Origin of the sequence: Bacillus sp. FJAT-27231 (assembly GCF_001183975.1) — a bacterium.
GTDB classification, from domain to species: Bacteria; Bacillota; Bacilli; order Bacillales; family Domibacillaceae; genus Pseudobacillus; species Pseudobacillus wudalianchiensis.
The window spans coordinates 566,823-586,743 of sequence record NZ_LFZU01000001.1 but is presented as its reverse complement, the minus strand read 5'-3'; the positions used below and the strand labels follow the sequence as shown (position 1 = coordinate 586,743).

At 42.1% G+C, this 19,921-nt stretch carries 18 protein-coding genes and 2 riboswitches; of the genes, 8 read left to right on the top strand and 10 right to left on the bottom strand.

Going from position 1 to position 19,921, the window contains the following annotated elements; all coding sequences use genetic code 11:
- Positions 1 to 100: 100 nt before the first annotated feature.
- Positions 101 to 243, bottom strand: a riboswitch (cobalamin riboswitch).
- A 191-nt stretch (positions 244 to 434) separates the two neighbouring features.
- Complete coding sequence (locus AC623_RS21335) at positions 435 to 608, top strand: hypothetical protein (protein WP_156186988.1); 174 nt, start codon at positions 435 to 437, stop codon at positions 606 to 608.
- 102 nt (positions 609 to 710) lie between these two features.
- Here the strand turns inward: AC623_RS21335 and bioA are convergent, their stop codons facing one another.
- On the bottom strand, positions 711 to 2,072 hold the full coding sequence (bioA, locus tag AC623_RS02715) for an adenosylmethionine--8-amino-7-oxononanoate transaminase (RefSeq protein ID WP_049660329.1): 1,362 nt from the start codon (positions 2,070 to 2,072) through the stop codon (positions 711 to 713).
- Entirely contained in the window at positions 2,050 to 2,781 is a 732-nt protein-coding gene (gene bioD, locus AC623_RS02710; protein ID WP_049660327.1) for a dethiobiotin synthase, read from the bottom strand. Before bioD ends, bioA begins: the two co-directional genes overlap by 23 nt.
- 100 nt (positions 2,782 to 2,881) lie before the next feature.
- Here bioD and AC623_RS02705 point away from each other — a divergent pair, with 100 nt between their 5' ends.
- Both AC623_RS02705 and AC623_RS02700 read left to right on the top strand, forming a co-directional pair.
- Positions 2,882 to 3,448, top strand: coding sequence for a biotin transporter BioY (locus AC623_RS02705; RefSeq protein ID WP_049660324.1), 567 nt, complete (start codon positions 2,882 to 2,884; stop codon positions 3,446 to 3,448).
- Positions 3,449 to 3,542: 94 nt separating this feature from the next.
- On the top strand, positions 3,543 to 4,817 hold the full coding sequence (locus AC623_RS02700) for an MDR family MFS transporter (protein WP_049660322.1): 1,275 nt from the start codon (positions 3,543 to 3,545) through the stop codon (positions 4,815 to 4,817).
- Between the two features lie 142 nt (positions 4,818 to 4,959).
- Here the strand turns inward: AC623_RS02700 and rraA are convergent, their stop codons facing one another.
- A complete protein-coding gene (rraA, locus tag AC623_RS02695) occupies positions 4,960 to 5,454 on the bottom strand; it encodes a ribonuclease E activity regulator RraA (protein ID WP_049660321.1) in 495 nt (164 codons plus the stop codon).
- A 151-nt stretch (positions 5,455 to 5,605) separates the two neighbouring features.
- On the opposite strand from rraA, the gene AC623_RS02690 reads away from it, so the two are divergent.
- Complete coding sequence (locus AC623_RS02690) at positions 5,606 to 6,124, top strand: general stress protein (RefSeq protein WP_049660319.1); 519 nt, start codon at positions 5,606 to 5,608, stop codon at positions 6,122 to 6,124.
- 86 nt (positions 6,125 to 6,210) lie between these two features.
- The gene (locus AC623_RS02685) at positions 6,211 to 7,182 is read left to right on the top strand and encodes a YsnF/AvaK domain-containing protein (protein ID WP_049660316.1); all 972 of its coding nucleotides are present in this window, start codon (positions 6,211 to 6,213) and stop codon (positions 7,180 to 7,182) included.
- A 114-nt stretch (positions 7,183 to 7,296) separates the two neighbouring features.
- Here AC623_RS02685 and pabC read toward each other — a convergent pair whose 3' ends face one another.
- The 3 genes from pabC to pabB are packed head-to-tail and all read right to left on the bottom strand — an operon-like array spanning position 7,297 to position 10,164.
- Positions 7,297 to 8,154, bottom strand: coding sequence for an aminodeoxychorismate lyase (pabC, locus tag AC623_RS02680; protein ID WP_049660314.1), 858 nt, complete (start codon positions 8,152 to 8,154; stop codon positions 7,297 to 7,299).
- A gap of 1 nt (position 8,155) precedes the next feature.
- Positions 8,156 to 8,743 carry an aminodeoxychorismate/anthranilate synthase component II gene (gene pabA / locus AC623_RS02675; protein ID WP_049660313.1) on the bottom strand — a complete coding sequence of 196 codons (588 nt, stop codon included), beginning with the start codon at positions 8,741 to 8,743 and terminating at the stop codon, positions 8,156 to 8,158.
- On the bottom strand, positions 8,740 to 10,164 hold the full coding sequence (gene pabB / locus AC623_RS02670; protein ID WP_049660311.1) for an aminodeoxychorismate synthase component I: 1,425 nt from the start codon (positions 10,162 to 10,164) through the stop codon (positions 8,740 to 8,742). The genes pabA and pabB overlap by 4 nt, the downstream gene beginning before the upstream one ends.
- Positions 10,165 to 10,320: 156 nt before the next feature.
- Between pabB and AC623_RS02665 the strand changes: the two genes are divergently transcribed.
- Positions 10,321 to 11,133, top strand: coding sequence for an aminoglycoside N(3)-acetyltransferase (locus tag AC623_RS02665; protein WP_049660309.1), 813 nt, complete (start codon positions 10,321 to 10,323; stop codon positions 11,131 to 11,133).
- Here AC623_RS02665 and AC623_RS02660 read toward each other — a convergent pair.
- Together AC623_RS02660 and AC623_RS02655 are read right to left on the bottom strand one after the other, a co-directional pair.
- Positions 11,114 to 11,656, bottom strand: coding sequence for a methyltransferase domain-containing protein (locus AC623_RS02660; RefSeq protein ID WP_049660308.1), 543 nt, complete (start codon positions 11,654 to 11,656; stop codon positions 11,114 to 11,116). The two genes, AC623_RS02665 and AC623_RS02660, sit on opposite strands and share 20 nt — an antisense overlap.
- 80 nt (positions 11,657 to 11,736) lie before the next feature.
- Positions 11,737 to 11,846, bottom strand: a riboswitch (SAM riboswitch).
- A 103-nt stretch (positions 11,847 to 11,949) separates the two neighbouring features.
- Complete coding sequence (locus AC623_RS02655; RefSeq protein ID WP_049660307.1) at positions 11,950 to 13,146, bottom strand: pyridoxal phosphate-dependent aminotransferase; 1,197 nt, start codon at positions 13,144 to 13,146, stop codon at positions 11,950 to 11,952.
- 97 nt (positions 13,147 to 13,243) lie between these two features.
- Between AC623_RS02655 and AC623_RS02650 the strand changes: the two genes are divergently transcribed.
- On the top strand, positions 13,244 to 14,029 hold the full coding sequence (locus tag AC623_RS02650; RefSeq protein ID WP_049660305.1) for a carbon-nitrogen family hydrolase: 786 nt from the start codon (positions 13,244 to 13,246) through the stop codon (positions 14,027 to 14,029).
- Positions 14,030 to 14,127: 98 nt separating this feature from the next.
- Here the strand turns inward: AC623_RS02650 and metA are convergent, their stop codons facing one another.
- Together metA and AC623_RS02640 are read right to left on the bottom strand one after the other, a co-directional pair.
- A complete protein-coding gene (gene metA / locus AC623_RS02645; RefSeq protein ID WP_049660303.1) occupies positions 14,128 to 15,036 on the bottom strand; it encodes a homoserine O-acetyltransferase MetA in 909 nt (302 codons plus the stop codon).
- A 140-nt stretch (positions 15,037 to 15,176) separates the two neighbouring features.
- Positions 15,177 to 17,339: a DNA topoisomerase III gene (locus AC623_RS02640; protein ID WP_049660301.1), complete on the bottom strand. Its 2,163-nt coding sequence runs from the start codon at positions 17,337 to 17,339 to the stop codon at positions 15,177 to 15,179.
- Between the two features lie 182 nt (positions 17,340 to 17,521).
- On the opposite strand from AC623_RS02640, the gene AC623_RS02635 reads away from it, so the two are divergent.
- Positions 17,522 to 19,732 carry a GDYXXLXY domain-containing protein gene (locus AC623_RS02635; RefSeq protein WP_049660299.1) on the top strand — a complete coding sequence of 737 codons (2,211 nt, stop codon included), beginning with the start codon at positions 17,522 to 17,524 and terminating at the stop codon, positions 19,730 to 19,732.
- Positions 19,733 to 19,921 lie beyond the last annotated feature (189 nt).

The following is a 19,921-nucleotide window of genomic DNA, read 5'->3' as shown; positions in this document are numbered from 1 at the left end:
AAAAAAACACCTCTACGCTTTGAAGAGATGCAGTGAAAAAGAGCCATGCGGGCATAATGAGCCAGCGAGCCGCTTTTACACCACCCTATCCGCGTAGGTTACCGGTGCTCTAAATCAGGCAGGTTTTCTGGCTTGTGAAATAGATCTATTTCACTTACAGTGGCGGGACCGCGCTGGACTTGCACCAGCTTGCCCTTTTAAAAAGCTTTTTTGTTCAGCTTTACCTGATTCAATGTATGTAGTTTTCCGCCTAGCTTCATTATACACAAAAAAAAGATTCCTTTCATACAATTTTAAGATGAAAACCATTCTTTCTGATTTTCATCGTGTCTATAAATGGAATAAATTAAATTTTTTGCACAATACAACGATCTTTACGTTTTAGATAGAACAAAAGTGGAATAGGATAAAGAAAAGGAAAGGAGCGGCTAACGATGAACCTTGCTGCTTTAATTGGATTGGTTGTTCTGCTGCTTTGTATTGGTCTTATTTTAGTGTACTTTCTTCGTCAGGCATTCGATGCGAATGATTCACATCGAATAGATGCCATTCCCGAAGACGATTCTTATTTAAACGATCGGGACTCTGCACATGATCGCAATCTGTAACTTGTTTTTGAATGACAAAGAATCATAAGAAAAAAGGATTCACTTACCATAAAATCCGCCTGGACCTCAGGCGGATTTTATGGTTTTCCTCAGTAAAATAGCTTAGCTCTCTGCATATACTTTTTCATTCGAAATCTCGCGAATAGCTTGTTTCATGATAGCAGCCATTTCATCTAAATCTTCATAGCTTGAAGCAAGGGGCGGCATAAAAACAATCACATCCCCAAGCGGCCTTGTCAGCATGCCAAGCTCTCTCATGCGCAATGTTGCTCGATAAGCCATTCTTTCTTCAGCTGGAAAAGGCTCGTTCGTCGCTTTATCTTTAACAATCTCGATGCCGCACATTAAACCAAGCTGCCGGATTTCACCGACGTGCGGCAATGTATTGATTTCAGTTAAAAGCTTCTTCACGTATTCTGCTTTACGGGCTGCTTGTTCAACAAGGTTTTCTTTCTCGAAAATAGCCAAACTCGCTAAAGCGGCCGCACAGCCTAACTGATTTCCTGTATAAGAATGGCCGTGGAAAAAGGTTTTCATCTCTTTATAGTCTCCATAAAAAGCTTCGTACACTTCTTCCGTCGTTACAGTAGCCGCAATCGGTAAATATCCCCCGGTAATTCCTTTAGCAATAGTCATAATATCTGGAGATACACCTTCGTGTTCTACCGCGAACATTTTTCCAGTCCTGCCAAATCCGGTTGCCACTTCATCTACGATAAAAAGAATCTGAAACTCCCCGCAAAGACGTTCAAGCTCTTTTAAATAGCCGGCCGGCATCATATGCATACCGCCTGCACCTTGTACCATCGACTCAACGATAAGTCCAGCAATCTGTTCATGATGTTCCTCAAATAATGTACGCATGGCGGCAAGTGATTCTTCTTTCGCTGTTTGTTCATCCCCTGACGGATGCCAGCTTGCTGACGGAAATGGGACGGCAAATGAATTAAACATGAGGGCACTATATACACGGTGATAAATATCGATAGAACCTACGCTGATGGCACCGACTGTATCGCCATGATAGCCATTTGCCAGCGTGACGAATTTTGTTTTTTCCGTGATGCCTTGGTTTTGCCAATATTGATAAGCCATCTTGATCGCTATTTCGACTGATTCTGCTCCACTATCCGAATAAAATACACGCGTCAATCCTTCAGGTGTCAGCTGAATAAGCTTTTCAGCTAGTTGAATAGAGGGCACATTCGCTGCTCCAAGCAACGTTGAATGGGCAATTCGATCAAGCTGCTCTTTAATGGCGTCATCAATTTCTGGACAGCGATGGCCATGCACATTCAGCCACAGGGAAGAATAGCCGTCAAGGTACTCATTGCCATGAATATCTTTCAAGCGGACACCTTCACCGCTCTCAATAATAAGCGGGGCTTCTTCATAATCCTTCATTTGCGTAAATGGAAGCCACATATGCTTTTGGCTGATCTCATACAAATGCTTTGTATCCATTCTTTATCCCCTCCATTAATCTATTGAAATGCCAGTCTTTCACTATTTCAGAACGATAACGATCATGTTTAAGAGAATTCGGAAGGTCTTCGATAAAGGGAATATGCCCAATAATAGGTATCCTGGACAGTTCATAAATGACCTTCATGTTATCTTCCTCCATGTCCTTCTCTCCAGGTGAAGTACTCGAGAAAACAAGTCCAGCGATGGGCAGCTTTCTTTGCTTTATCGCTTCAATTGTCAGCATCGTATGATTGATCGTTCCGAGCCCCGTTCTGGCAGCGATGACCACCGGCAAGGACACTTCTTCCATTACATCAATCAAGCATCTTCCCTTTCGATTCAGCGGTACGTATAACCCGCCAGCTCCTTCTGTCAGTAACAGTTTGGGTCTTGATGACCGCTCTTTTATTTCTTCTATAATAGCTTCTTCATCAATCGCTGCTCCTTCCTCCTCAGCGGCCAAATGAGGAGAGCTCGCTTTTTTAAATAAGTATGTATAGAGCTTTTCCTCTTGAATATCTGGGAGCAGATGATACATTTCTACATCCGGCGCCTTCCATTCTCCATCCTTCCATTCTGCACCGCTTTGTACCGGCTTATATGGAATGACATCTACCCCTCTTTCCTTTAGTCCATGGGCAAGCAAAAGTGTCGTAATTGTTTTTCCTGCATCCGTATCTGTACCTGTGATAAAGATTCCGGGCATAAAAATCCTCCTTTTTAATTTTAGTAAACCTTATTTACAAAAATGTTAACATATGAAAAAATGATAAACAATTATATTTTATAAAAGAGGAGGAAAATCATTGAAAGCTTACGAGATTGTTCTTTGCTCCTTTTTTGCAGCCCTTATGGCTGTTGGAGCAAATGTATCACCTTTTTTAACGATCGGCGGTGTTCCTGTTACTTTGCAATTAATGTTTGCCATCCTAGCCGGTGGATTGCTCGGCAGCCGCCTTGGTTCTTTGTCCATGGCTGCTTACCTCTTTATCGGTCTTGCCGGCGCACCCGTGTTCGCCCAATTTAAAGGGGGACCCGCAAGTATTTTCAGTCCCACTTTTGGATTCATCCTTTCTTTTATTCTCGTTGCTTATGCGACAGGCAAGGTTCTTGGACATTCACGCAAAAAAACAGCTTACCTCTATGCCGGTGCAGCTGCTATTCTCTTAAATTATGTCATCGGTACAAATTACATGTACGCAGCGTTCAAATGGTGGGCTGAAGCACCAAGTGACTTTAGTTATGCAATGGCCTGGTCTTGGATGGCTGTCTATTTTCCGCTTGATCTCGGAATAACCGTTGTATCTCTTGCTGTTATTCCTAAAATTCGTTCAGCGTTAAACCAGCGAAAGGTTTATCCAGTAAGAGACTAATCAAAACTTTTTATCTTTATCTCATCGTTTCTCTTCATCCTTTTCCATATTTTGTGTATAGTAAATGTATTGTCACAATTGAGGAGAGAGACTGATGAAAATAAGAGAATGGGATCACAGCTTAAAGGTCCGCCTCATTGGGGAAAGCATTATGAACATTACCTTCTGGATGTTTTTTCCCTTTCTTGCTATTTATTTTGCTGAGGAGTTCGGAAAAGGAAAAGCCGGGCTGCTTTTAATTCTTTCGCAAGTGTTCTCCGTCATCGCTAACTTAATCGGCGGCTATTGTGCAGATCGCTTTGGCAGAAAGCGAATGATGGTGTTGTCTTCCTTTGGACAAGGGCTTTCCTTCCTGCTTTTTTCTTTTGCTAATTCACCTTGGTATGAGTCGGCATTAATTGGATTTTTCGCTTTTACAGTCGCAAGTGTGTTTGGCGCCCTTTATTGGCCAGCTAGCCAGGCAATGGTGGCTGATGTTGTAGAGGAGAAAGATCGCAGCGATGTCTTTGCTGTTTTTTACACGTCCATTAATATTGCGGTCGTCATCGGACCGATTCTAGGAGGCATTTTCTTCTTTACCTATCGATTTGAACTCATGTTGTTTGCCGCGTTTACTTGCTTCTTACTATCTTTTATTCTTTTTAAATGGACAGATGAAACAGTTCCTGAGAATGCTTCGTTAACAAACTTAGCCAACAAAAATTGGATTGGTGTGATTGTAGAGCAAATAAAGGACTACCATATTATTGTGAAAGATAAGATTTTCATGATATTTATCATTGCAGGAATCTTAAGCTCACAAACCTTTATGCAGCTCGATCTGCTTATTCCCGTCTATACAAAGGAAGCCATCGATGTTCAAACGATTTTTTCGCTTGGTGATTGGATCGTATCGATTAATGGGGAGAAAGCCTTTGGGATTCTCGTTTCTGAAAATGGATTTCTCGTAGCCCTTTTCACTGTTCTGGTTTCTAAATGGGTCACTCGCTTTCACGAAAAAAATGTATTTGCTATTTCTTCTATTTTGTATGCGGTTTCAATGTGGATGTTTGGATTAACGGATTGGTTTTGGGGCTTCGTTCTAGCAATGATCGTCTTTACTCTTGGGGAGCTATTAATTGTCGGTTTGCAGCAAAGCTTTATTTCTGTACTTGCTCCGGAGCACATGAGGGGACAATACTTTGCAGCTGCCAGCCTCCGTTATACGATGGGACGCATGATTGCTCCTGTGGCAATACCTATGACGATTTGGATCGGTTATTTCTGGACGTTTTCTGTTATTGCCCTTCTTTCCTTGGCAAGTGCCGCTTTCTACTATTATATGTTCATCTTATATGGCCGGCAAAAAGACAATACGCCCGCACAGTAAAAAAGCGGGCGCTTGTCTTTCGAGGCGCGAAACCTGACGAGGAGCGGAGTGACTATCAGGTCACGATCAACGAAGAAAACAAGCGTTTGACAACAGGCTGAAAGGACTGTCTTTTTATTACATTAGACAGTCCTTTTTATTATCATTGTTTCACTAAAGGTTTTTCAGCTACGACTACTCCATCTTCATCCGCGTAGACATAGTGTCCAGGTATCCACTTCACTTCGCCAAATGTGATGGAGATATTTTCTTCTCCTGCTCCCCTTTTAATGCTCTTCAACGGATTGCTGCCTAGAGCGAGAATCCCAACGTCCAATTTGGCTAGTTCAGCCGTGTCACGTACGCAGCCATTAATGATGACACCAGCCAACTTTCGCTCTTCAGCAATTTCCCCTAAGCGGTCGCCAAGAAGTGCGCATCGTTTTGATCCGCCCCCGTCTACTACTAATACATGCCCCTCTGGAATGGTTTGCAGCGCTCTTTTAACAAGCACATTATCTTCAAATACTTTCACCGTAGAAATCGGGCCTGAAAAACGTCTTTTTCCGCCGTAAGACTTTAGCTCCAAATAACATACTTGCAATTCTTCCGAAAAGTCATCACATAAATCTGCCGTCTTCACACTTGTGTCAATCATCGTTTTCTCCCCTTTCCAGCCTATTCCCTATTTCCATTCGACATTCTCCCTATCATTTCCTGTTCTTCCTCTTTTTTTTGCATGTTTTTATCTATAGTCAACGGGTATTGATTAAAGTGATGACCCTGCATGAACATTAGGAGGATTAAATATGTCCAATAAAAAAGTCATTGGTTTATGTAGCAGCGAAATTGATGCCATTCGACGAATTGAAGAGCTAAAAGTAGAGGGGTATACAACGGATCAACTGTACGCAGTGACAAAAGATGCTGATCTTTATTTGATGCTTCAAAACCGTTCAGGAGCAGAGGTCACTTCTGCTGGGCCATCGCTAGCTGAAAAAGTGAAAGCAATGTTTACAAAAGAAAAACCCGTTAAAGAGTCCTTACTTGAATTTGGATTATCCGAAGAGGATGCAGAAGCTTACTACAAAAGCCTGGAGGAAGAATTAATTTTGCTCGTAGCGGATGAAGCAGACGATGAAGCAACAGGCCATTCGGTCAATGAAACAGCCGCAAGTTTAGAGGAGGCTCCCCTTCCTGATAAAGAAGAAACCGAAAGAAGACAGCGGATCCAAGAACAGGACGAGCTGAATAGGAAGACGGAGAGGGTCACAGACGGTTCACTATTTCCACCTAATCAGCAGCCGCTCCACAGGGATTATTTGTAAATTAATTTAAAGTTTTAATTATATCACAAAGGGTATTAAAAAACTATGAGTCATTAGAACTTTATTTTATACTAGGAGGTTATACTATGAATAACGATAAAAAATTTATTGGTGTTTTTGATAATCAAGCAGAGGTTATTGATAAAATCGAGCAACTAAAATTAGAAGGTTATGCAGAAGCAGATATTTATGCGGTAGCGAAAGATGCAGACAACATTTCAATGGTAAGAGGCCGGACAGGAGTTGAAGTAGAATCTGCAGACACAGGCGCTTCTTGGATGGACAAATTCATGGCATTCTTGTCTGGAGAAGACGAGGTACGAGGCGGATTACGCAATATGGGATTAAACGACATGGAGGTTGATCGTTATTGCAATGATATCAACAACGGAAAAATCCTTCTATATGTAGATAGAGAATATGATCAATTGTATCGTAACCGTACCTTAACGAATGAAGCAGATCCTAACCTTGGAGCTAACACAATTGGCATGAATGACACGACCGCAGACGGCTACGTAGAAGGTGTAAAAGCGGACAGATTATCAAATCTTGATACAACTGGCCTGGATACAAATGCAGACCTCACTGATGAACAGCGCCTTCGTCTACGCGAGGAACGTCTAGAAGTAGACAAAGAGCGGGTTCAAAAAGGAGAAGTGTATGTAGAAAAAGATGTTGTAGAAGAACCGCGGACAATTAACGTCAACGTAGAGCGGGACGAAGTCTATGTAGAACGCCGTCCTGTAGATGATGCTGTTTCAGCACAAGATTCATCCCCGATCGTTGGCGATGACGATACGATTCGCATTCCAATTACCGAGGAACGTGTTGAAGTCACAAAAAGACCGGTCGTGTCAGAGGAACTTGTTATCGGCAAACGTAAAGTGCAGGATACCGAAACAGTGAGTGACACGGTTAAACGCGAAGAAGCTCACATTGCAAAAGAAGGCGATATTGAAGTAGAAGATTACGACTTGAACGATCGTGATCCTCTTTTAAACAAATATCGCGATGACGACTCAACAGACCATTTAGATCACCACGACCGTTATTAATAGAAGAAAGCGGGAGTGCCCTGCCCCACTGGCACCCCTAAGATGAAAAATAGCCCTTTCTTAGAAAGGGCTATTTTATTTGTTAAATCATTATTCAATTGGCATGCTGGTGCGTTATCTTTCTTGCCTGCTCCACAGAATTTCTCGATCGGCTGCATAACGAGAAAAGAGTTTATTCGTCCAGGCTCCGTGCTTGCCTGGAAAGGTCTGATGATCAATTTGATGAACGGCGGTAATTTCCTGGATTGAGTTCGTAAAGAATACCTCGTCAGCTGTTTCGACTGCTTCAGGACAGAAGGAACCCTCTTTCACTTTTAGTCCTTCTTCTTTTGCAGTATGGATTACGTATTGCCGAGTGACCCCATTTAAAATTCCCGTCTCTACAGCAGGGGTATATAGCGTATTTTCTTTAATCCAAAACAGATTAGAAACGACTCCTTCAGCCACTTCTCCCGCTTCATTAAGAAAAATCCCTTCAATCGCCCCATCGCTTCCTGTTTCTCTTTTTCCTGCTATATTATTTAAATAATGGTGGGATTTCAGCCTCTCCTTCAGTTCAGGGGAATTACGTCTCGTAACAAGCCATTTCCCCTGCTTTTCTAGCAATTCTCCAGGAGACTGAAGCGGCTTTTGAAACACAATGACATTCGGCTTTTCATAAGCACCTGTCTGCAGGCCAATCTCCCCTTCTCCAGCCGAAACATTAAAACGGATATAAGAATGCTCCCAGCCGTTAGCCTCTGACAGATTTTGCAGCAGCTCTGCTGTTTCTGTACGGTTAAATTCTTTTTCAATCATGAGTACTCGTAAACTGCGATTCAAGCGTTCTAAATGGTCATCAAGCAAAAATGGATGGCCATTGTAGATCCGAAATGTCTCAAATACACCAAGCCCATATAAAAACCCATGATCAAAAGGAGAGATTTTCGCTTGTTCTCTCGGTATCATTTCGCCATTTACATAAATAAACATGTCATGCCTCCACTTGCACTCTCCGATAATGTCGAATAAAGCTTCGGAGCATGTCTTTTCCGCCGTACGTCATGATCGATTCCGGGTGGAATTGAACTCCTTCAATCGGCCATTCTTTATGACGGATCGCCATAATCTCTCCTTCCGCTGTCCAAGCAGAAATTTCAAAGCAGCTTGGTAAAGTTTCTTTTTGAACAATTAAGGAATGATAGCGTGTAGCCGGAAATGGATTAGGGAGCCCTTCAAAGATCGTTTGGCCATCATGAAACATCGGAGAAGTCTTGCCATGCATAAGCCGCTCTGCTCTAACCACCTCTCCCCCGAATACTTGAGCGATCGACTGTTGGCCTAAGCACACGCCAAAGATCGGGATTTTGCCAGCGAATGCACGAATAGCCTCCAGGCTGATTCCCGCTTCATTTGGTGTACAAGGCCCCGGTGAAATCATTAAGAAATCGGGGTTCATTTTTTCTATTTCTTCTATTGTAATCTCGTCGTTTCTTTTGACGATCAACTCTTCGCCTAGCTCCCCTAAATATTGAACAAGATTATAAGTAAAAGAATCATAGTTATCAATCATTAAAATCATAAACGTCCTCCTCCTGCTCCAACAGGTGTCCACTTTGCTTCTGCCAACTCTTTTGCTTTCCAAACAGCTCTTGCCTTTTTCAGAGATTCTTTATACTCACTCTGCGGATCAGAATCAATGACGATCCCCGCCCCTGCTTGAATGTGGCACATTTCATTTTCTGCGATCATCGTCCGGATCACGATATTTAGCTCCATATCTTTATTAAAATTGATCCAACCAATGGAGCCAGTATATAAACCGCGTCTAACTGGTTCCAACTCCTCGATAATCTCCATTGTTCTCACTTTTGGAGCTCCCGTAATCGTTCCACCTGGGAACACGGCATGAATCACATCTGTATTGCTTTTTCCTTTAGCCAGCTTTCCACGGACATTGGAAACAATATGCTGAACGTGTGAGTACTTTTCAATCACCATAAATTCGTCTACTTCAACCGATCCGTACTCACTCACCCGGCCTAAATCATTTCGCTCTAAATCAACGAGCATCACATGTTCCGCCCGCTCTTTTTCATTTTCAATCAGCTCAGAGGCCAGCCTTAAATCATCCGCATCATCTTTCCCGCGTGAGCGGGTACCGGCAATCGGCCGCGTACTCAATTCTTCTCCAGCCTTTTTAATTAATAGTTCGGGTGATCCAGACACAACTTGAAAATCAGGTGTATGAATATAAGCCATATAAGGAGATGGGTTTAACTGTCTTAATTCTTCGTAAACAGCTATTGCCGGAATAGAAAGCGGCTTAGACTGCCGGACAGATAGATTCACTTGAAATACATCTCCAGCAGCAATGTATTGCTTTGTTTTTTCTACTGCTTCCTGGAAAGCCTCTTCTGAAAAAGACACTTTCAATTCACCTGTAACGACCTTCCCAGCTGCCTGTTCCTCTTCCTTAATAGCAGCCATCCATTTATCTTCTGCTTCCTTGAGCTTTCTTTCTGCCTCTGTTTGATCTTTCTCAATAGCCAGCAGCCAAAGCGTTGTTGTTTGATGATCAAATACAGCCCATTCATCAAACACTTGAAAATAAAGAAGTGGAAGATCAAGATCATCTTTAGCACATTCGGGTAATCTTTCAATATAACGAGCGTAATCGTAGCTAATATACCCAATAGCCCCGCCTTGAAAGTCGGGCAGCCTCTCTTGTTTGGGGATCTCAAACGTCTTCAGCCAGCTCTCCAATTCTAATAGCGGCAATCCTGTTCTTTCTTCTGTTTTTTCGGCGGTCTGTATTTCAATACCATTTCTATTAGAAAAAACAACCGCGAAAGGTGCCAGTCCGGCTATGCTATAACGGCCACCCCTCCCACTTTCAAGCAATACATGATGAGTCTCATTCTTGGTTAACCATTTATATTGATCAAAAAATTTTTCGTTATCATAAGGAATGGTTCGAGAAAATACACGGCGTTCATTCACTAGCTTTCACCCTTCTTCGTCGTAGTCTCTCTCATCATACTAAACAGAGAAGAAAGAAAAAAGTAGAGAAAGATCATTTTTTGTTACAGCTCTATGCATGCAATTTTTGATCTTTTATAATAGAAGGAAAATAAATAAAAATAAAGGAGAAAAGCGATGACAGGCAGCCATTTAGTTCGTCAAACAACATCCCTTATTACAACCGAAACATTAAAAAAGGATTTGCATTCTCTTGGAGTTATGCCGGATACAGTTCTGATGGTCCACTCCTCCCTGCGATCACTCGGGTGGATAGCGGGGGGAGAAATTACTGTCATTCAAGCCTTGATGGCAGCCGTTACGGATAATGGCACCATCGTCATGCCGACGCAAACGACTCATAATTCTGACCCTAAGTATTGGCAGAATCCTCCTGTTCCAGAAGAATGGTGGCCCGGTATCCGTTATTTCATGCCTGCTTATTTACCGGATATTACCCCAACTATTGGGATGGGCCGGATCGCAGAAGCATTTCGTACGTTTCCAGATGTAAAGCGCAGTCTGCACCCTTCCGCTTCTTTTGCTGCCTGGGGGAAATACGCTTCCTTTATCATTGATAACCATTCGATTAATTTTGCTTTTGGGGAACAATCTCCACTTGCGCGGCTGTATGACCTTGATGCCTCTATTTTGTTCATTGGCACGGACTACAGCACATGTACAGCGATGCACCTTGGCGAATTCCGCGCCAATGATGGGCGCAAAGCTTTTAAACAAGGTTCAGCTATGATGGAAAACGGTGAGCGAGTATGGAAAACATATATGGAACTTGAAGAAAACTCCGAACAATTTAATGATATTGGCCGAGCCTTCGAGAAAGAAGCTGCCGTAACAAATGGGATGGTTGCCCAATCACCTTGCAAGCTTATTCAGATCCGTCCGCTCGTCGATTTTACTTCTCGTTATCTTACTAACCTTTCAAAACAATAAAACGGTTCACCGCAGCAGGAAAAGCAGCTCCGTCAATCAGCTCTGTCCACCCCTGTTCGACAGCTTCAGCAAGAGAGAGGGCGGTTATTTGCTGAACAAAAATTGCTTCAAAACCGATTTCTCTTAAGAAATCCCAATAATCTGGGAGATTTCTTACATACCTTGCTCCCTTTGCATGCTGCAACGTAGCCGTTTCAGCCAAATCAATGACGAGGCGACCTCCCGGCTTCAACAAGTGAAAGCTTTTTCTCAACCACGCTTCCCCTTCATCAAGAAAATGGATGTCAAGCTGAGCGGCAGCGACATCAAACTGCTCTTCGTTGGAAGTGAAAAGAAAAGGAGAAATCGTCGTAATCTCCGCTTTTTCCGTTGTGAGGCTTGTTAAGGCAGGAGACAAAGCTTCTCCTAGCCATAAAATCCTTTCACTTGGCTGAACACTCATTGTTTGTAAAAAGCTTTCTGCTGATACCGTCCATTCTAATACACTTTCTTTTGTGAATTTCCTTTGATTGATTACTGTCATTTCCCATTCCTCCCTTTCTAACGATCAAGACAAAATAAAAAACCTCTTCAGATAAGAAGAGGTTTGCGAACTATTCCACTCTCTTATCTGTCAGCTGACGCTGCAAGAATTAGCACCGTGCTCGCATTCTATATGCGAGTCGGTTGCCGGGCTTCATAGGGCTTGTCCCTCCACCTGCTCTTGATAAGACATCGTTTCTATTCAATTTAAGTAGACTTTATGTGTCTAAAATAAGGTTAATTGTATTCTGAATGAACGAACTAGTTTTTCAATTCATTCGAATTATTGCATGTTTATGATCGGCTGTCAACCTGCTTTTTAAAAATTTCAAGTTGAGCGAGACGATGGACCGCCTCTTTAATTTTTTCTTCAGAGGCTACGAGACCAGCACGTACGTATCCCTCCCCAAGCTCACCAAAGCCAATCCCCGGTGCAACTGCTACGCCTGCCTCTTCTAGCAAAAGATCACTAAATTCTTCCGATGTGTATCCCTCTGGCACTTTTAGCCAAGCAAAGAATGATCCTTCTGGTGCTGTCACTTTCCAGCCAATTTCATTCAAACCGCTAATCAGAAGGTTACGGCGCCTTTCATACATGGCTTCCTGCTTATGTACTTCGTCTTGCGGCCCGAGTAAGGCTGCAGCTGCAGCTTCTTGAATGCCGCCGTACAAACTGCAGTGCAAGTGATCTTGAATCAGCTCTAGAGCAGCAATGACGCTTGGATTGCCAACAGCAAAGCCAACTCTCCATCCCGCCATGTTATACGTTTTTGACATCGTATAAATTTCGATCCCATTCTCTTTGGCTCCTTCAACTTGAAGGTAGCTAACCGGTTTCTTGCCGTCAAAACCAATCGCTCCATAAGCAAAATCATGAACGATGCAAATTCCATGTTCATCGGCAAATTGGATTGTTTTCTCAAAGAACGCGGAATCCGCCATTGCTCCGGTCGGATTATTAGGATAATTAATAAATAAAAGCTTTGCTTTTTCTAATACTTCTTTCGGAATCTCTTCGTATCGAGGAAGAAACCCGTTCTCTTCTTTAAGCGGAAGCATATGCATATTAGCACCCGCAAGCGCAAGGCCCGACCAATAATCTGGATAGCCTGGGTCTGGAACAAGCGCCACTTCTCCTGGATTTAATAAGCATTGCGGCAGCTCAACAAGTCCTGCTTTTCCACCAATGATGAGCGCCACTTCTCTTTCTGGATCAAGCTCGACGCCATATTCTCTTTGATAAAATTCAGCACAAGCCTTTTTGACATGACTATACCCTCTAAAGGGTGAGTATTTATCATTAACCGGGTTATCAACAGCTGTTTTTAGCGCTGTTTTTATATGACTAAATACCGGCTGATCAGGGCTTCCCTGTGCTAAGTTTATAATTTCACGCCCTCCAGCTGAGGCATTATTTATTCTCTGGCCCAATTTAGCGAAGAATTGCTCCGGCAGAGCCTGAAGCCGATTAGCCGTTTCAAAAGTCTTCATGTATGCAGCCCTCGCTTTCAAATTATAGTTAATAATGGTATAACGAAAGAGAAAGAAAGTAAAGTAAGAATTTTCGGAAAGGAATGTGGGGGCTGACATGAAATTAAAAACGGCTATTATCCAAATGGATATTGCGTACGGTCATCCGGAGGAAAACTATAAACGGGCAGAAGGATGGCTGCAAAAGGCGGCAAATGAAGGCTGTCAACTAGCAGTACTGCCTGAGCTATGGACGACCGGCTATGATCTAACAAGACTCGATGAAATTGCAGATAGAGAAGCAAGCCAAACGATTGCTTTTTTATCAGAGCAAGCTAAAAAGCACCAAATGCACTTAATCGGCGGATCCGTAGCGAACGAAACAGCGAATGGTGTTGAAAACACTCTGCTTGTTATAAATAAACAAGGCGAATTGTTAAAAAAATATAGCAAGCTGCATTTGTTCCGCTTGATGGAGGAAGAAAAGTTTTTGAAGGCTGGTGAAGGTGACGGGCTATTCACACTAGAAAATGCCCAAATGGCCGCCTTTATCTGTTACGATATTCGCTTTCCTGAGTGGTTAAGAAAACATGTGCTTTCAGGAGCAAATGTCTTGTTTATCCCTGCTGAATGGCCGCTTGCCCGCACAGATCATTGGCGGACACTGCTTATTGCCAGAGCCATTGAAAATCAAAGCTACGTTGTCGGCTGCAACCGCAGCGGCGAAGATCCAAAAAATAAGTTTGCTGGCCATTCTATGATTATTGATCCTTGGGGAGAAATTATTGCCGAAGCGGGCGAAGAAGAAGAACTGCTCATTGGTGAAATTGATTTAGCAAAAGTGCCGGAAATAAGAGAACGCATTCCTGTTTTCGAAGATCGCCGCGCAGAGTTTTATCGTTAATCACGAAAGAAGCCTGGGAAATTTCCCAGGCTTCTTTCATAGTGTAGCAATATTGTAGAAAGCTAGCCAGAATAGATCAGGCGTCGCCCCTTTCGCTTTCAATCCCACTCGTATGGGGTTTCTTGATAGACATAGTAGTTCAGCCAGTTGGAGAACAATAAATGAGCATGTGAACGCCATTTGTTAACAGGTTTTTTTGTCGGATTATTGTCCGGGAAATAATATTTTGGCATGTCAATGTCGAGCCCCTTCGCTAAATCCCGCTCGTATTCTTCAGCCAGTGTTTGCACTTCGTACTCTAAGTGCCCCGTAATCATAATATGCCGCTCATCTTTTGACATGATGATAAACGCTCCTGCTTCTTCGGAAGAGGCAAGCAGCTGTAAATCTTTATGAGCCTTGATTTTTTCCTTCTCTACGTCCGTATAACGAGAATGCGGGGCATAAAAAATATCATCAAACCCTCGCATTAATTTAACAGTCGGCTCATTGACTGTATGACTAAAAATACCGGAACACTTTTTCGGCAATTCAAATTTACCAATGCCGAAGTAATGATACAGTGCTGCCTGAGCCCCCCAACAAATGTGGAGCACGGAAGTAACATTTGTTTTCGCCCAATCCATAATTTTTTTGAGCTCTTCCCAATAGTTGACTTCCTCAAATTCCATTAGTTCAATTGGGGCTCCGGTAATAATCATTCCATCCACTCGTCTGTCCTTCACTTCATCAAATGTTGTATAGAATTGTTCCAAGTGAGACTTGCTTACATTTTTCGATTCATGTGTCGCCGTATGCAGGAACGATACGTTTACTTGAAGCGGTGTATTGCCGAGCAGCCGCAAAAGCTGTGCTTCTGTTTTCTCTTTTTCTGGCATCAGATTTAGAATTAAAATATTTAAAGGACGGATATCCTGGCTGCGTGCCCGGTCAACATCCATCACGAAAATATTCTCTCTCTCTAGAATTTCCCGTGCTGGTAATTCCTGCGGTATATTAATCGGCATTTGTCTACCCCCTCTTAGTTTTGAATTTTCAATAAACTATTATAGACAGCACTCTTAAAAAAATACAAGAATTGTTTTTGATGGACAAACGAATGAGCACTAAAAACCTGCAAAGAAATCTTTCTTTGCAGGCGGGTGGATTACTTCAATTTTAATTTCGCTAAAGCATCCGCTAAAGCCGTATTCATCGGTTCGTCTTTTGATTGCTTTTTCAAATATTTATTCACATCTTGCTTCGTTGCTTTATTTCCTGATTGTTTCTTTCTTCTCTCTTGGAAGGCTGTCAGTTTTTCTCGATATCCACACTTACAAACAAAGATCTGGCCCTTTCCTTCCCCGCGCAGCTCTAGCTTTTTGTGGCAGTTCGGACAGCGGGCATTCGTTAATTTAGCTACGTTCTTGCGATAGCCGCACTCTCTGTCCTGACAGACGAGCATCTTTCCTTTTTTCCCATTGACCTCGAGCAATAATTTCCCGCAATCCGGGCACTGGCTGCCTGTTACGTTATCATGCTTGAACTTTTTCTCGCTGTTTTTAATTTCGTTCGTTACCGCTTTCGTGTAATGGCTAATCTCTTTCATAAAATCCTGTGATTTCAGTTTTCCTTTAGCAATCGCCTCTAGTTTCTGCTCCCATTCACCTGTTAAAGCCGGCGACTGTAATTCACTCGGTACTAATTCCAATAACTGTTTGCCTTTAGAAGTGATGAAAATATCTTTCCCCTTTTTTTCAATCAAAAAGGTATTAAAAAGCTTTTCAATAATATCAGCTCTTGTTGCAACTGTTCCAAGCCCGCCGGTTTGGCTCAATGTTTGTTTTAACTGCTTATTCTCTTCTTCCATATATTTTGCCGGATTTTCCATGGCGGATAGAAGTGTCCCTTCATTAAAGCGAGCAGGCGGAGTCGTTTCACCCTGAGTAGCCGTTAACGTTGTGACTTCCCATTCCTCTCCTTCTTTAACAGGAGGAAGTGAAGCCTCATCGTCTTCTTCTTTTCCGTATACTTCCTTCCAGCCAAGGGAGGCAATGACCTTTCCTTTTGCGGTAAACATTTCTGATCCAATCTTTGCCTCCACCGTTGTCTGCTCATACTCAAACGGCGGCAGTAATACAGCTAAAAAGCGCTTTACAATTAAATCGTAAATCTTTCGTTCTTTATCACTTAAATCACTAAGAATAGCGGTCTGCTCAGTAGGAACAATCGCATGGTGGTCACTTACCTTGGCGTCGTTAATAAATGATTTATTGGGCTTAATGCCATTCTTTTTGACTTTAGCAGCAAATTTCGCATACGGATTAATTTCGACAGCTTCCACTCGTTCTTTTAGCGTGTCAGCCATGTCACTGGACAAATAACGAGAATCAGTCCGCGGGTATGTGACGAGCTTATGCTGTTCGTATAACTTCTGCATAATAGACAGCGTTTCTTTCGCTGAGTAGTTAAAGATTTTATGAGCGTCACGCTGGAGCTCTGTCAAATCATACAATTCTGGTGCGTAAGACTTTTTCGCCGCTTTTTTGACAGAGGTGATGACAGCTTTTTCTCCACGGATTGCCTTTAAAAGCTGATCTCGTTTCTCCTCAGAGAAAGTCTTTGTATCATTTGACTTTTCGTCTTTCCATGTTAACTTCATATCGCCGGCAATCGCTGTTATTCCATAATAGCTTTTTGGCTTAAATTGTTTAATTTCCTCTTCTCTTTTTGCAATCATCGCCAATGTCGGTGTCTGGACACGCCCACAGGAAAGCTGGGCATTAAATTTTGTCGTTAAAGCCCGAGTTGCATTAATCCCGACAAGCCAGTCAGCTTCCGCCCGTGCTACTGCCGAACGGTATAAGTTCTCGTACTCCCGCCCATCTCGTAACTTTTTAAAGCCTTCACGGATCGCTTTATCAGTAACCGAAGAAATCCATAAACGCTTTACTGGCTTTTTCACATGGGCCTTATCGATAATCCAGCGGGCAACAAGCTCTCCCTCACGTCCGGCATCTGTAGCAATCACAATATCTTTCACATCTTTACGGTTCAGCTGTGCTTTCACTGCTTGAAACTGCTTGCCCGTCTTCTTAATCACCACAGTTTTTAATTGGTTTGGCATTAATGGCAAATCTGCTAAGTTCCACGTTTTATATTGATCACCGTACGCCTCTGGGTCAGCATGAGTGACGAGGTGTCCAAGTGCCCACGTCACGATGTATTGATCTCCCTCTAAAAAGCCGTTTCCTTTTTTGCCGCACTTTAACACGCGGGCAATATCACGGGCAACAGACGGCTTCTCAGCTAATACGACTGTTTTACTCATAGTAACATCCTTTCATTTTTACGCTATTCGTATTATACCATTGTTTCGCTAAGTGGCGGTCACGTTACCTGTCATCTAGCCGAACTAGTAAAACTCGTGACTTCTTTCTCTTTTTCCTTTATATTTGGTAAAAATATAATATTTTAGCATATTTATCTATTATCTAGAAAGGAGTGATCGTCATGCTGTTGCAAAAACGCGGTGACATTCCCTATATTCTCGGCTTGATTTTTTTAGTCGCCGGAGTTATTTACTTTTTTGCCTCCAACTGGCCGCTTTTAGATCGTCCTGTAAAAATCGGACTCAGCATGCTCATGATTGCTGCCAGCTTTGGTATGGCACTTATTTATAAAAAAAGCACAACGTTTTCCTATTTGAGTAATTGGTGGTTATTCGTCTCGGCGGTTTCCTTCGGGGTCAGCGTCGCTCTCATCGGGCAAACGTATAATTCTCATGCCGATTCCTATTTACTCTTTCTTATTTGGCTTATTCCCGTTATCCTGCTTGCTGCTCTTACGGCATATCAGCCATTTTTCTGGCTGGCCTTCCTGCTCTTAGAACTAACCATCTGGATGAAAATTTATCCTGTTGGTGTATGGGTTCAGTACTCAGATATCCAGGAAGCGATCTTGTACGTGTCATTAATTGTTTTCCACCTTTTTTTATTTTATGTATTGTCAAAAGCGAAGCTTGAGAAAATTGGATTTCTTACATTAGTCATGGCGCAATATTGTACTGTCTTTTTGTTAATAAAGCATTCTCTCTATCATATTTTTGCTGAGTTCTCTACCCTTTCTGTTGTGTATCTTGCTTTTCATATAATTTATCTCGGGTCTATGATTCTTTTCTGGAGAAAATTTATTCACGAACGGCGAAGCCACCCTGTGATTATGGCCATTCACCTGCTTTTCTTCGGTGTATATGTTATGTATAATGCTTTTCTCATTTATATTATGGTATTTGGGGAATCCATCTTTTACACCGGTTTTCTTTTATTGATTGCTGTATTTGGCTTTAGTATTTACTTTTTGCAGAAGCTGGCAAAAATAGCAAAGGAATCTGATAAAAAATGGAGCCATTACACGTATAGATTTTTTGTCGGTATTCTTTCTTTTTTAGGCACAATCATTGCCATTACATCTATTAGCTCATTTCTGGCGATTGTATTTGGTGTGGGAGGTGCCTTTAAATATAGTTTCCTCTTTGTCGGAGCTATCGCTATCGCTGCTAGTCTTGCTATCTCTAAAAAAGAATGGATTGTCGTTCGGCTCACTCTGCAAGTGACGGGGATTGCCTTTTTGTTTTTCTTTTCTTACACCCATGGAGAAACATGGTTCTTTTGGCTATTAACCGTTCTGTTTGCGGCTATGACCATTTTCTTTTCTCGCCTAAGAGATGCCTTGCTCTATTATGTTGCAGCAAACGGTGCTATTGTAAGTGCATTTATCGCTCTCTTTTCAGATATTGGCCTCTTTGAAGCAAAGATGCATCTCGTTTTTCTTTTGTTAGGTGTACTAAACGCCATTTTATTTCTAAACCAACCTGGACAGCGTATCGGCCTGCTTGCTTATCTTTTGTCTCTTTATTACTTTTTTACGATGACCGCCGCGGAAGAACAGTCCATTGCGTTAGCGATTTTTCTTCACCTTGTTTTTGCCGCCTATTTCTACTTTCACTTAGCTTATCCAAAAAGCCATTCGAGGCTTTATCGCTGGGCCACCTGGGCAGCTGTAACGGCTTTTCTCATCTGGAAGTATTATGAGTACGTTTGGAAACTCTTGCACAAATCTCTTGCTTTTTTCATTGTGAGTGCTTTATTTTTCCTCCTCTTTTATTTGTGGGGAAAGAAGAACACAGAAGCAGCAAGAAATATTACAAGATGGAACTGGAAACGTGTCGCTATTGTTTTGATTCTACAACTTTCCTTTATTGGCTTTACTTCATGGCAAAAAGAACATTTGCTTCAAAATGGAGAGCTCGTTGCCCTTAAACTTGAACCGATTGATCCGCGTTCCTTGCTGCAAGGGGACTATGTTCAGCTTAACTATGCTATTCATCGTGCTTATCAGCAAGAACAGAATAAAAATAGCAGCAGCCTTCCAAAAGGCAAGCTTCATGTCGAATTAGAGAAAACGAAAGAACACGTTTCTTACCGCGGGAAGGATGTAACCATTTATCAGCCCGTTCATTTTACCGGAACCAACCAGCCTGTGATCGTGAATAATGAAACGGTCACCCTCCTTGGAAAAAGCAGTTATGGGAACCTTGATCTCGGGATTGAACACTTTTTTATCCCTGAAAATACAGGAAGGGATTGGGAAGAGAAAAATATTGCCCTCGTCCGTGTATCTAAAAATGGAGATGCTATCCTAGAAACATTAGTGAAACAGTAAATAAGAACTAGCTAAATATGCACTAAGCTTATACCATATTTTAAGTAAAACTCAGTCTAAAACGGCTAATAAAAAGACAAAACAGATACATTAATAGACAAAAGGCCGGGTACTTACCCGGCCTTTTGTAATGCAATTGTAATATTATACGATAAAATGTAACAGCACTTATAACAATTTTCTGATATA